Source organism: Streptomyces sp. NPDC048436, from assembly GCF_043200355.1.
In the GTDB taxonomy this organism is placed as follows: Bacteria; Actinomycetota; Actinomycetes; order Streptomycetales; family Streptomycetaceae; genus Streptomyces.
Genome location: NZ_JBICXP010000002.1, coordinates 790,239 through 803,025, shown reverse-complemented (window position 1 = coordinate 803,025; position 12,787 = coordinate 790,239). Strand labels below are relative to the sequence as shown.

Genomic DNA, 12,787 nt, shown 5'->3' with positions numbered 1-12,787 from the left:
ACTGACAGAGGGTTACTGTCAACTCAGCCGAGAACCTGGGGGCTTGACGTGAACGGACAACCCAACACCCGACTGTCAGACCTTTTCGGCCTGGCAGGCTGGTCAAAAGGGGAGCTCGCGAGACTGGTGAACCGGCAGGCGGCGGCCATGGGCCACCCGCAGCTGGCCACCGACACCTCGCGGGTGCGGCGTTGGATCGACGTGGGAGAGATCCCCCGCGATCCCGTGCCCCGGGTGTTGGCGGCTCTGTTCACCGAGCGTCTCGGCCGTGTCGTGACCATTGAGGATCTTGGTCTGGTCCGGCACGGGCGCGTGGGGAAACGGCGTGGCGACGGTGGTGTGGAGCACCCCGACGGCGTGCCGTGGGCGCCCGAACGGACAGCCGCGGTCCTCACCGAATTCACGGGAATGGACCTCATGCTCAACCGACGCGGCTTGGTGGGCGCGGGCGCTGCGCTTGCCGCAGGCTCCGCACTCAGCAGCGCCATGCACGACTGGCTGCACACCGATCCGGCTCTCGTTGCCGACGCTCCCCGTACCGAACATCCCCTGCACGCCGACCCCGCTGGGTTCGACCGCTATGAGGCCGCCCCCATCGGGTCGCAGGAGATCGAGGAACTGGAGACCTCCGTCGAGGTGTTCCGGGCCTGGGACGCGGCCCGCGGCGGCGGCCTTCAGCGCAAGGCTGTGGTGGGACAGCTCAACGAAGTGGGCGGCATGCTCGCCTACCGACACCCCGACCATCTCCAGCGCCGCCTGTGGGGCGTCGCTGCCAACCTCGCCGTCCTCGCCGGCTGGATGTCGCACGACGTCGGCCTGGAGCCCACGGCACAGAAGTACTTCGTGATCGCCGCGCACGCGGCCCGTGAGGGGGGCGACCGGCCGCGTGCCGGTGAGGCCCTCTCCCGGGCGGCACGCCAGATGGTGCATCTGGGGCGGCCCGACGACGCCCTCGACCTGATGAAGCTCGCCCAGTCGGGCTCGGGCGAGGAGATGCTGCCGCGCACGCAGGCCATGCTCTACACCATCGAGGCCTGGGCACAGGCGTCGATGGGCAAGGGCCAGGCGATGCGCCGCACGCTCGGCATCGCGGAGGACCTCTTCGTATCCGACAAGGGGGATGTGCCACCGCCCAGCTGGATGCAGATGTTCGACGAGGCGGACATGCACGGCATGCAGGCCCTGGCCTACCGCACCCTCGCCGACCACGACGCGACCGCCGCCGACATCGCCCAACGCCACGCCAGGGAGGCGATCGACCTGCGGTCCAAGGGCCGGGACCGGTCGCAGATCTTCGACTACATCTCGCTGGCGTCGGCGTGCTTCATCGGCGACGACCCGGAACAGGCCGATCGGTACGCACGGCTCGCGCTGGTCTCGATGGGCTCGAACTCCTCGCACCGCACATGGGACCGGCTGCGGGAGATGTACCGGCTGACGGCCCAGTACTCGGGCTATCCGAAGATCCAGGACCTGCGTGAGGAGATCAAGATGGCCCTGCCCAGGGCGGCGACCAAGACCGGGGGAGGCAGCCGGGTCCGCGTCTAGGGCCCGGCGGTCCGGAGCGGCCCCGGGGCTGGGTGCGGGTCAGTCAGGAATTCACCCGTGCGATCAACAGGCAGGCGTCGTCCTCGCGTGGGGCCACGCCGAACTCTTCGACGACCTTGTGTACGCAGTCCTGCGCGCCCCGCGTGTCCGTGAAGCGAGGCGCGAGTGCGAGCAGCCGGCTCGTCGCCGCGTCCCGCGCGCGCCGGGGGACCAGTCCATCGGTGTGCAGCAACAGCAGGTCGCCCGGCCGGAGTTGTTCCTCCGCCTGTTCGTACGTGGCTCCGGACGTCGCCCCGAGGATCACACCCTCCGGCGGCGAAAGCGCGCGCCCCGTCCCGTCGCGGAACAGCAAGGGGGCGGGGTGCCCGGCCTGTGCCCAGCTGAGGGTGTGGGAGGCCGGGGTGTACTGACAGCAGATGGCGCTGCCGAGTGCCGGTTGGGCGGTGGTGTCCAGCAACTGGTTGAGCCAGCCCATGAGTTGGCCCGGCCGAACACCGGCGACGGCCATGCCGCGCACGGCGCCGAGCAGCATCGCCATGCCCGAGGTGACGCTGACGCCGTGCCCGGTGAGGTCGCCGACGCTGAGCAGGAACTGCCCGTCGGGCAGCTCCATCGCGTCGTACCAGTCGCCGCCGATCAGCGCGCTCGACGAGGAGGGGAGGTAGTGCGCGGCGAGGTCGAGGGCCGCGGGTCCGCCGTGCGGGAACCGCAGGGAGCCGTGCCACGGCGGCAGCACGGCCTCCTGCAGTTCGACCGCGAGCCGGTGTTCTGTCTGCGCGATGTGCCGCTGGCGCTGCAGCGAGTCACGGGTCTCGCGCACCACTCGCTGGCTGCGGCGCAGCTCGCTGACGTCCCGCAGGACCGCCCACATCGAGGCGGTGCTGCCGTCAGCGGCGAGCACGGGCTCGCCCATCATGTGCACCTGTCGTACGCCGCCGTCGGCACGCACGATACGGAACTCGCCGTCGATCGGCTTTCCGTCGATCAGGCAGTCCGTGACCATGGCCGTCAGCATCGGCTGATCGTCGACGTGCACCAAGGAGGGCAGCTCGTCGAGGGAGAGGGGAGGAGCCTCCGGGGCCCGCCCGAGGATGTGATACAGCTCGCCCGACCAACTCGCCTCGTCGTTCAGGAGGTTCCACTCCGCGCTGCCGACCCGGCTGAGCAGGGAGCCGCGCCGGGGTTCGAGCGGTGCGGGCACGGCCGGAGCGGTGGGCGGCGCGTCCGGCTGCACAGGCCCGTCCCTCAACTGTGCGAGGTGGTCGTCCAGGTCGTTGAGCTGATGGACCGCCAGGTCGCACAGGGCGCGCTGCCAGCGCCCCTGCGGGTCGCCTCCGTCGGCCACGGCATCACGCCGGACGGCGTCGACCTCGCCGCGGAGCCGACGCGTCTGCGTGATCAGCGCTTCGACCGAGCCACGCTCGGGAGGCTGAGCGGCAGGGCGGTCCGCGAAGAGATGGGACGGCATGAGGTGCTCCGTTGAGGATGCGGTGCGACCAAACGGGCGGGGTGAGCCGCTAACGACTTTCGCACAGCCGGGGGTGGCCCGTAAGGGATTTGGCAACACACGACGCGGTGGTGCATCTGGCATATGTCTATGTCCTTCGGAACCGTTCGGTCCGGAAACATCGTTCCTCACCCCCGCAAGTAGCGGATGACGGCCAGGACACGGCGGTTGTGGTCATGTGACACGGGCAGGCCGAGCTTGTCGAAGACGGCGGCGACATGCTTCTCGACGGTGCCTGCGGAGACGAAGAGGCTCTGCGCGATCGCCGCGTTGGACCGGCCCTCGGCCATCAGCGTGAGAACCTGCCGTTCGCGCTCGGTGAGGGGCGCGAGCTCCTCCGTGCGATGCCCGGCCCCGGCCAGCTGCGTGACCACCTCGGGGTCGAGGGCGGTACCGCCCGCGCCCACCCGCTCCAGGGCGTCCGCGAACTCCGCGACGTTGGCGACCCGGTCCTTGAGCAGATAACCGACACCGGCCGACCCGGCGGCGAGCAACCGCGTCGCGTACTTCGTCTCCACGTACTGGGAGAAGAGCAGCACTCCCGTGCCGGGGTGGTCGCGGCGGATGTCGATGGCCGCGCGGAGCCCTTCGTCCGTATGCGTCGGCGGCATCCGGATGTCGGTCACCGCGACGTCCGGTCGGTGCTCGGCGATCGCGGCACGCAGTGCGGCCCCGTCGCCCACCGACGCACAGATCTCATGCCCTCGCTCCGCGAGCATCTGGCCCAGCAACTCCCGCAGTACCGCGGCATCCTCAGCGATCACGACGCGCATGGTCGGCATGTTCTCACGCGTGCAGCGGCAGCTCGACGGTGACCGCCGTCGGCCCGCCCTCCGGGCTGTTGACGTCGATGCGGCCATCGACCGTACGTATGCGCTGCATGAGTCCCGTCAGGCCGGTCCCCGCCTCGGTGTCGGCACCGCCGTGCCCGTCATCGCTGACCTGGAGGAAGAGCCGGCCGTCCAGATGCGCCACCGTGATGGCGGCCCGATCGGCCCCGCTGTGCTTGATGACGTTCGCCAGCAGCTCGGCGGCGCAGAAGTACGCGATGGTCTCGATCGCGGGGGTCGGCCGCTCGGGCACCTCCGTCACCAGGTCGACCGGGATGGTGCTGCGCGCGGTGAGGGTGGCGAGCGCGTCAGGCAGACCGTCGTCGAGGACCGGGGGGTGGATGCCGCGTGCCAGATCGCGCAGTTCGGTGAGGGCCAGGGTGGCGTTCTCATGTGCTCCGTCGACGAGTTGACGAAGCCGCACGACATCCAGCGCGCCGCCGCCCTCGCTCGCCATGAGCCGCTGTCTGATCATGTCGAGGCTCATCGCCACCGCGACGAGGCGGACCTGCGCACCGTCGTGCAGGTCGCGTTCGACACGGCGCAGCAGCGCCACCGCGTCGTCCACGGCGAGTGCGCGCGTCACCTCCAAGTCACGTACGCGAGCGGCGAGTTGGCCCGGACCGAGCAGAGCGCCGATGAGCCTGCGGTCGGCGGTGGTCGTGAGGCGGGTCACCCAGGGTGCGCACAGGAGGGTGCCCACGCCGATGGCCACCGCGAGGAACGTGCCGGCGAAACGGTCCGCGTCCAGTCCGCCGAAGGGGAACGGCGTGAGCACCGGCATGCCCTCGGGGGAGCCGGGCTCGGGGCGCTGCCCGAACACCGCCCACCGCAGCGGCGCGGTGAGGTTGATCAGCCCGACGACCCACCACAGGACGGCGTACGCCCCCTGACAGCTGACCGGCAGTCTGACCAGGGCATAGGCCGCCGACCGCCAGCCGGTCCCGTCCCACAGCCGGGCTTCGAGGCGGGTGACGAACCTCCCGGCGGGCCGCAGCGGGGGCGGCGCGGGCGTCCGGTCTCCGAGCAGACGCGTGGCGAGCCACCGGTGGACGCCGCCCAGCGCGCGGGCCAACTGGAGCCCCGCGATGAGCAGAAGCGCCCCGACGACGACAAGAACCACCGTCACCGTGAAACCCGCCCCCAGCGCGAGCACCACCGCGAGCAATACCCCGCCCGCGAGGCCCAGCGGGAACCCGACCAGGCAGTACGCGGCTTCGGCCCACGCCCGCCGGGTGAACGGGGCGCGCACCACGGCTCGCGCACATCCACGCGCCCTCTCCACCCCGGTCGCTGACCCGGGGTGCCCCGGCGCGACGGCGGTGGTGGCAGCGGCCGCGGCAGCAGTAGCAGAAGCAGAAGCAACAGAAGCGTCAGCAGCGGCGGCTGCCTTCGGGTGTGTGAGGCACATGGCGTCGTCCAGTGTCCTGTCAGGCGGGTGATCGAGGTCGTACTACGGCAGGAGTACAACACCCGCGGTAGCGCGACAGGCATAGAGACGTCATCTGTACGGCGACGCAGGGGAGTTGGCCGACGAGGGTTGAGCGCAACGCTCAACGACTCAAGGAGAAGCAGATGCCAACCGAGACTCCCCGTACGGATGGAGTTCTGGCGCGACTGGCCCGGTTCTGTTACCGGCGGCGGCGCCTGGTCCTTCTGACCTGGATCATCGGGGCGATCGCCGTGGCTTTCGTGGGGTTCGGCTTCGGTGCCGCCTCCGACAACGACTTCTCCGGTGGAGACTCGGGATCCGCCAGAGCGCAGGTCCTGATCGAGAAGCACTTCCCCGAACAGCAGGGGGACACCTTGACTCTCGCGGTCAAGGCAGAGAAGGGGATCGACGCCCCCGCTGCCCGGAAGAGGATCGAAAAGGTCGTCGCGGAGCTGGACGCCTCCTCCATCACAGGGCCGGTGACATCGCCGTACGAGGACAAGAACCTGGTGACGGAGGACCGTCGCATCGCCCGTACGACCATTCCGCTCACCGACAAGAACGTGGACAAGACCGACGTCAAGCCGCTGGTGACCACGGTCAAGGACGCCTCCGGTGACGGCGTGACGCTGGGTCTTGGCGGGGAGAAGGCCGAGAAGGCCGAGACGCCCGAGCAGGGTCCTGCCGAGAGTGTGGGCGTCCTGGCGGCCGCGGTCATCCTGTTCATCGCGTTCGGGTCGCTGGTGGCCATGGGGCTGCCGATCGTGACCGCGCTGGTGGCGATCCTCGGTGGTATCGCCCTGATCAAGCTAGTAGGGCACCTGGTCCCCTCGCCCGACTTCACCGTGCTCGTCGCCGCGTTGATCGGTCTCGGTGTGGGCATCGACTACGCCCTGTTCATCGTGACCCGGTACAAGGAGAGCCTGCAGGAGGGCGACGAGCCGGAGAGCGCGACCGTCAAGGCCATCACGACCGCCGGCCACGCGGTGCTGTTCGCCGGCACGACCGTCGTGATCGCGCTGCTGGGCCTGGTCGCCATGGGACAGCGGCTGATGACCGGTGTGGCCATCGGCGCGTCGGTGACCGTGCTGGTCACGATGGCCGCCGCGGTGACCCTGCTGCCGGCCTTCCTCGGCTTCACCGGCTACAAGATCAACTCGCTGCGCCTGCCTCGCCGGACATCCCGCCGGCGCAAGGCCGCAGGCCCTCAGGTCCAGGAGCGTCGCAGTCCGGCCGAACGCTGGGCCCGGGTGGTGCAGAGCAAGCCGCTGATCGCGGCGGCAATGGCCGGCACGGGCCTTCTGGTGCTCGCCGCCCCCGCGTTGTCGATGCGGCTGAGTCTGCCCGACGCGAGCGTCCAGCCCCGTGACAGGAGCAGCTACACCTCGTACCGGATCGTCTCCGAGGGATTCGGCCCCGGCTACGGCGCTCCGCTGGTCTTCGCCGCCGAAGTGGACTCCAAGGACGCCGATCTGGGCCCGGCGGTCGATGCGGTCCGCAAGAGCGAGGGCATCGCCTACGTCACCCGAGCCCGGGTCAGCAACGACGGGCAGGCGGCCACCTTCATGGCCTTCCCCGAGACCGGATACCAGGACGAGGCGACCGCGGACCTGGTGCACGAGCTCCGCGACGCGCTGCCCCGGACGCCCAGGGGTGCGGAGGTCTACGTGGGCGGCCCGAACGCGGGCGCGATCGACTTCGCCGATGAGACCGGATCACGCCTGCCCCTGATGATCGCGGTCGTCATCGTGATGTCCCTGCTGCTTCTCATCGCGCTGGTGCGGTCGGTGACGATCGCGCTGCAGGCCGCCGTGATGAACCTGCTGTCGATCGGCGCCGCCTACGGTGTGCTCGTCGCGGTGGTGCAGTGGGGCTGGCTCGGCTCCGCCCTCGGATTCCCCACCGAAATGCCGATCACGACCTGGGTGCCGATGATGATGTTCCCGATCCTGTTCGGCCTGTCGATGGACTACGAAGTCTTCCTGATCTCGCGGGTTCGTGAGGAGTACGAGCGCTCCGGCGACACGAGGCTGGCCGTCACCCGGGGGCTCGCGCGCACCGCCAGGGTCATCACCGCCGCGGCCGCGATCATGATCGCGGTCTTCACGACCTCGCTGCTCGGCCCGGATGTCGCGGTCAAGCAGATCGGACTGGGGATGGCCGTGGCGGTGTTCATCGACGCCACCATCATCCGGATGATCCTCGTTCCCGCCGTGATGGAACTCTGCGGCAAGGCCAACTGGTGGATGCCCGGACGCCGGGCCTCCAGGACGACATCGGCCGTCCCTGCCGAGGTCGGGGAAGAAGCCAGGGTCTGAGCCTGCCGCTATGACCGGATGCGGGGCGCCACCAGGCCGGACTCGTACGCGAGGACCACGAGTTGAGCGCGGTCGCGGGCATGGAGCTTGGTCATGGCGCGGTTGATGTGGGTCTTCGCGGTGAACGGGCTGATCACCATGTGGGCGGCGATCTCGTCGTTGGACAGGCCCTGCGCGGCCAGAGCGACGGCCTCGCGTTCGCGGTTGGTCAGCTCCTCCAGCCCGGTGCCGACCTCCGAGTTCAGCGGCTGTGACACGTACCGGCTGATCAGCATCTTCGTGATCGTCGGTGCGAGAAGGGCGTCACCGCGAGCCGCGACGCGTACGGAGTGCAGCAGGTCCTCCGGCACGATGTCCTTCACCAGGAACCCGGCGGCGCCTGCCCGCAACGCGTTGAACACGTTCTCGTCGAGGCCGTAGTTGGTCAGGATGACGACATGCATCCGTGCCAGGGCCGGGTCATCGGCGATCTGCCGCGTCGTCTCTATGCCGTCCATGACCGGCATCCGGATGTCCACGAGGGCGAGGTCGGGCAGGTGTTTCCTGGCGAGGACAAGGCATTCCTGACCGTTGGCGGCCTCGGCCACCACCTCGATGTCGTCCTCGGCGTCGAGAAGCGCGCGGAACCCGCTGCGCAGGAGCGGCTGATCGTCGACCAGCAGGACACGGATCATGAAATCCTCGCCACGGGGAGTTCGGCCTGGACGGTGAATCCACCTTCGGTACGCGGCTCCGCGAGGAGGCGCCCGCCCAGAGCGGTGACTCGTTCGCGCATCCCCACAAGTCCCACCCCGGGTACGAGGGCCGATCCCGGTGTGGCCGTCCCGTCGTCATCGACCCGTATGGCGAGGGTGCCCGGACGGTAGTGGATCCGGATCGACGCGGTGGCCGCGGCGGCGTGCCGGGCGGTATTGGTGAGCGATTCCTGGACGATCCGGTATGCCGTACGGTCCACGGCGTCCGGCACGTCGCGCGATTGTCCTTCGATCGTCAGCGTGGCCTTGAGGCCTATTCCCAGGGCCCGTTCGACCAGTTCCGGGACATGGTCGAGTCCGTGTGGCGGGGGCTCGCTGTCGTCGCGCAGTGTTTCCAGGGTCGCTCGCAGCTCCCGGGTCGCCTCCCGGCCCGCCTGCTGGATCGCCAGCAGGTTCTGCGGCACTTCTTCACCCCGCTTGCGGGCCAGGTGGACGGCGACTTCGGACTGCACCTTGATGATCGAGATCTGGTGGGTGAGGGAATCGTGCAACTCCCGGGCGATGTGCAGCCGTTCCTCGGTCGCACGCAGCAGCGCGGTCTCCTCGCGGGTCCGCTCCGCCTCGTCCGCCCGCCGCTCGGCCTGCCGCAACGCCTCACCCGCGGCAGCGGCGGCGATCAGCCAGGCCAGTTCGAGAACGCCCCGGGCCTGCGCGAAGGCCTCGCTCGCGGGCCCGTCCACGGGAGAGGCCATGACCGCGAAGGGGAGGGTGAGCAGCAGGGCGACGCTGGCCACCAGGGCGCTGATGCGGTGCCCCGACCGTACGGCGGCGTACACGGCGAACAGATAGGCGACGGCGGGTACTTCGAAGCCCACCGCGTTGTACGCCACCGCACACGCCCCGGTGATGGCCAGGACGGAAACGGGTGCCCGGCGGCCGAAGGCCAGCGCAAGGCCGCTCGCCACCACCAGCCCGTAGCCCAGCAACTCCAGGCCCGTCGCCGGGTGCTCCTTGGCCAGCGCGGTGGTCAGCAGCACCCCTGCCACGGAGACCGCGATCACCCAGTCTCTGACGCGGGCCCAGACACCGGCCAGTCCTGTGCTCATAGGCGCACCTTAGACGGATCGCGCCGAAGGCGACCCCGAGTGCTGTGCACCCGCCAGGTTCCGGTCTTCGTCGAAGCGCAGGGAACGCGCCACGCGATGACTCCTCCGCGCCGGAACCTGCTCGCCCCAACGGTCCCGCCCCGCCACCGCCGTAACTTCTCGCCACTGATTCAATACGCAAAGTTACCGAAAATCGGGGGTGCGGGATGCGCTCCCGGCCCGTTGGCGGCAGAGTCTGGGCCACGGCGGCCGTCGGCGGCAGCGACGGCCGCTTGGGGGAGGGGCGCCCACGGGGAGCCCGCGTGTGTGGGGCGCGCGGGCTCCCCGGTCGCGGTCACGCTGACGGCACGGTGTCCTCGAACGCGGTGCCCGCGCTCCGGTAGCCGGTCACCTTCGCCGCTACCTGCGCCGGGGTCAGCACCTGGTCCTTGACGTGCAGGACGTAGTCCACCTGCTGGTCGTAGGAGCGCGGTGTGGTGCTCGGCTGGCCCGCCAGGTCGATCAGCCACTGGTTGAAGTTGATCGACATCGGCCGCTCCGGCAGATACGCGGCGTCGTGCGTGCCGAACGGCTGCCCGTCGATGTAGTAGCGGATGGAGTTGTTGTCGATGGTCACCACCAGGTCGTGCCAGCCCGCGTAGCTCTGCCGGCTCTCCGTGTGCTGGTTGACGGCCTGCCACGGGTCCGGGTTGTAGGTCTCCCAGGACGTCGTGTACAGGATGTTCGATGGCTCGCCCCAGCCGCCGTTGGGCAGGTACTCGAAGTCGTACTCGGCGTAGTCGTCGGCCATCGGTGCCTTGAGGTCGTTGATGGTGAAGAACGTCTGCACCAGGTGGTCGCCGTCGGGTCCGCCGCGGGGTGCGTCGCTGAACTTCACGCGGGCCGCGTAGGTCCCGTTCTTGAACTTCGTCGCCTTGGTGAGGACTTCGGTCTGCTCGGTGCTCGCGCCCGTGCCCGCCGTCGATGTCTCCAGGTTCATCACCGTGTTGCCGCCCGACGACGCGAACGTCACGTTCTCGGGTGCCCAGGTCGCGCCGGGCACGCCGGGGCCACCGGAGTTGGAGCGCACGTTCCATCCGTGGGCCGAGATCTTCGGGTCGTTGTACGCGGTGTAGGTGAAGTCGTCGAACAGCGTGGCGCCTTCGCCGGGCGGGTCGGTCGGGTCGGTCGGATCCGTGGGGTCGGTCGGGTCGTTGCCCTCGGGAGCCGCGCCCCAGACTGTCGCCCCGTCGAGCCGCGCGGTGACCTTCGACCAGTTCGCGTACGAGGACTGCGTGGCGCCGAAGGAGTAGTCGTCGGCCTGGTTCAGGGACTGCCAGTCGGCGCGGTGGAAGCGCAGTTGCAGATCACCGGTGTCGGCGCCCGCCGGGAGCGATCCGGCGCCGGAGGTGAAGCCGATCTCCAGGTACCGGTCGGCGGTGGCGGTCGGGTGGGTGAGCGTCCCGAACGTACCGGTGACGTTGGAGCAGCCCCTGACCGCCCAGGAGCAGGCGAAGCGGTAACTGGGGCTGCCCGCGTCGGACTTGAAGTAGTAGCGGAGCTTGACGCCGCTGAGCGCGACGCTTGAGTTGCCGGTGTTCTTCACCTTCAGCCACGGCTCCGCCTGGTCGCTTCCGGTGGAGCCCGCGTGGTACTGCACGGCCAGATCGCCCGCGGCCGCCGCGGCGTTCGACGGGAGCGCGAGGAGGCCCGCGCAGCCGAGCGCGGCGGCGACGGCGCAGGTGAGGGACCGCTTCGCTGATCGGGTGAGGGACGTCCTTCTCATGGCTGTTCCTTTCCGGAACGGTGGGGGATGGGGGTGTACGGGTCGAGGGCGCCGTGTCGCACGCCCAGTGCGGCGAGCCTGGCGGAGTGCGCCCGCAGCCGACTGTGGACGTCGGGCCAGGGCGCGGCGCCGTGCCAGGCGCGGTCGGCGAGGGCGCTGAGCCGGGGGAAGGCCAGGTAGTCGACGTGCTTGGCCGTGGGGGCGAACTCGGTCCACAACTGCGCTTGCATGCCGCGAAGTTCACCGCCGGCCTCTGTGTCGTCCTCGGCCTCGTGGCCGTGCACCGCGCGCAGGTCGACCACCGGTCCCGGCTGGCCTTGCGGTTCGGTCGGTGCGTAGGACTGGGCGTAGTCGAGATAGGCGGCCCGATGGTGGCAGCTGATGACCGCATGGCCGTGCTTCAGGGCCATGCGGGTGTGCTCCGGGTCGCGCCACGTCATGACGGTGAACTCGGGCGGCAGCCCCTCGCCGGTCTCCGCCCACGCCGTCGGGATGCGCCCGCGCTCGATGAGGTGCGCCCCGATGCGGCCGAGGAACCAGCCGCGCAGCGCGTCGGTGCCCGGCAACCCCTCGGCGGCCACCCTGGCGCGCGCCGCCGGGCTGGCCGCCCACTCGGTGGTGGGGCACTCGTCGCCGCCGATGTGCACATGCGGGGACGGGAAGACGTCGAGGACCTCGTCGAGGACGGTGCGGCAGAAGTCGAGCACCGGATCGCCGACCCCGAGGACGGTGTCGCACACCCCCCAGCGGGTCCACACGTCGAGCCGCCGCCCTGGAACATTGCCGAGTTCCGGATACGCGGCGAGGGCGGCCCGAGCGTGCCCCGGCATCTCTATCTCCGGCACGACCGTGACGCCACGCGCGGCGGCGTACGTGACGAGTCCGGTCAACTCGCCCCGCGTGTACGCCCCTTGATGCGGGGCACCGTCGAAGACAGCGCTGCCGCTCGGAACCACCATCGACTCGGTGCGCCGTCCGCCCACCTCGGTGAGCCGTGGAAACGCGGCGACCGGCATCCGCCAGCCCTGGTCGTCGGTGAGGTGGAGATGCAGCACGTTCAGCTTGTGCAGGGCGAGCAGATCGACGTACCGGCGCAGGAAAGAAGCCGGTTGGAAGTGCCGCGCCACGTCGAGCATGAAGCCGCGCCAGGCGTGCCGCGGAACGTCGGTGATCTCGACGCAGGGCAGCTGCCACGGCGTAGCAGACCTTGGCCGGTCCGACAGTGCCTCCACGGGGAGGAGTTGACGGAGCGTCTGGACGCCCCGGAGTAGACCGGTGAGGTGCGCCGCCCGCAGGAGCAGCGCGTCCGGGGCGACGGTCAGGCCGTACCCCTCATCCCCCAGGCCGCGCAGCTGGGGGTCGAGCGCGAGGACGAGAGCTCCGTCGGGCGAGGGCGGCAGAGGCAGTCCGGTGGCCGGGGCCAGCAGCGTACGCAGCAGGGCGGCGGCGGGCTCGGCGCCCGGGGCCGCACGGACCGTGGTGTCGGGGGTGAGCGTGAAGTGGCCCGGACGCCAGGCGAGTTGGGCGGGCCGGGGGAGCAGTGAGGGGCGGGGTGCGGGCACTGCGGACCTCCAGAAGGCGGACGG

9 protein-coding genes are annotated in these 12,787 nt (G+C 70.2%); 2 read left to right on the top strand and 7 right to left on the bottom strand.

The annotated features are described in order from the left end of the window. The first annotated feature begins 48 nt into the window (after positions 1-48). Entirely contained in the window at positions 49-1,548 is a 1,500-nt protein-coding gene (locus tag ACGFX9_RS10055) for a hypothetical protein (protein WP_393467598.1), read from the top strand. 43 nt (positions 1,549-1,591) lie between these two features. Here the strand turns inward: ACGFX9_RS10055 and ACGFX9_RS10050 are convergent, their stop codons facing one another. From ACGFX9_RS10050 to ACGFX9_RS10040, 3 genes are all read right to left on the bottom strand, one after another. Next, complete coding sequence (locus tag ACGFX9_RS10050) at positions 1,592-3,016, bottom strand: PP2C family protein-serine/threonine phosphatase (protein ID WP_393467595.1); 1,425 nt, start codon at positions 3,014-3,016, stop codon at positions 1,592-1,594. A 167-nt stretch (positions 3,017-3,183) separates the two neighbouring features. Then, complete coding sequence (locus ACGFX9_RS10045) at positions 3,184-3,828, bottom strand: LuxR C-terminal-related transcriptional regulator (protein WP_393467593.1); 645 nt, start codon at positions 3,826-3,828, stop codon at positions 3,184-3,186. Positions 3,829-3,841: 13 nt separating this feature from the next. Then, on the bottom strand, positions 3,842-5,140 hold the full coding sequence (locus ACGFX9_RS10040) for a sensor histidine kinase (protein WP_393467591.1): 1,299 nt from the start codon (positions 5,138-5,140) through the stop codon (positions 3,842-3,844). Between the two features lie 320 nt (positions 5,141-5,460). Here ACGFX9_RS10040 and ACGFX9_RS10035 point away from each other — a divergent pair, with 320 nt between their 5' ends. Further along, the gene (locus tag ACGFX9_RS10035; protein WP_393467589.1) at positions 5,461-7,635 is read left to right on the top strand and encodes an MMPL family transporter; all 2,175 of its coding nucleotides are present in this window, start codon (positions 5,461-5,463) and stop codon (positions 7,633-7,635) included. A gap of 8 nt (positions 7,636-7,643) precedes the next feature. On the opposite strand, the gene ACGFX9_RS10030 is transcribed toward ACGFX9_RS10035, so the two are convergent. From ACGFX9_RS10030 to ACGFX9_RS10015, 4 genes are all read right to left on the bottom strand, one after another. Further along, positions 7,644-8,309 (bottom strand): response regulator, encoded by a 666-nt coding sequence (locus tag ACGFX9_RS10030; RefSeq protein WP_393467588.1) that lies wholly within the window; start codon positions 8,307-8,309, stop codon positions 7,644-7,646. Further along, positions 8,306-9,436 (bottom strand): sensor histidine kinase, encoded by a 1,131-nt coding sequence (locus ACGFX9_RS10025; RefSeq protein ID WP_393467579.1) that lies wholly within the window; start codon positions 9,434-9,436, stop codon positions 8,306-8,308. Before ACGFX9_RS10025 ends, ACGFX9_RS10030 begins: the two co-directional genes overlap by 4 nt. 334 nt (positions 9,437-9,770) lie before the next feature. Further along, positions 9,771-11,201, bottom strand: coding sequence for a cellulose binding domain-containing protein (locus ACGFX9_RS10020; protein WP_393467576.1), 1,431 nt, complete (start codon positions 11,199-11,201; stop codon positions 9,771-9,773). Continuing rightward, entirely contained in the window at positions 11,198-12,763 is a 1,566-nt protein-coding gene (locus tag ACGFX9_RS10015; RefSeq protein WP_393467573.1) for a beta-N-acetylhexosaminidase, read from the bottom strand. Before ACGFX9_RS10015 ends, ACGFX9_RS10020 begins: the two co-directional genes overlap by 4 nt. Between the last annotated feature and the right edge of the window lie 24 nt (positions 12,764-12,787).

Excerpts from the sequence above, each read along its gene's own strand:
- ACGFX9_RS10030 (WP_393467588.1), bottom strand. The coding sequence starts at position 8,309 with ATGATCCGTGTCCTGCTGGTCGACGATCAGCCGCTCCTGCGCAGCGGG.
- ACGFX9_RS10035 (WP_393467589.1), top strand. The coding sequence starts at position 5,461 with ATGCCAACCGAGACTCCCCGTACGGATGGAGTTCTGGCGCGACTGGCC.
- ACGFX9_RS10050 (WP_393467595.1), bottom strand. The coding sequence starts at position 3,016 with ATGCCGTCCCATCTCTTCGCGGACCGCCCTGCCGCTCAGCCTCCCGAG.
- ACGFX9_RS10020 (WP_393467576.1), bottom strand. The coding sequence starts at position 11,201 with ATGAGAAGGACGTCCCTCACCCGATCAGCGAAGCGGTCCCTCACCTGC.
- ACGFX9_RS10045 (WP_393467593.1), bottom strand. The coding sequence starts at position 3,828 with ATGCGCGTCGTGATCGCTGAGGATGCCGCGGTACTGCGGGAGTTGCTG.
- ACGFX9_RS10025 (WP_393467579.1), bottom strand. The coding sequence starts at position 9,436 with ATGAGCACAGGACTGGCCGGTGTCTGGGCCCGCGTCAGAGACTGGGTG.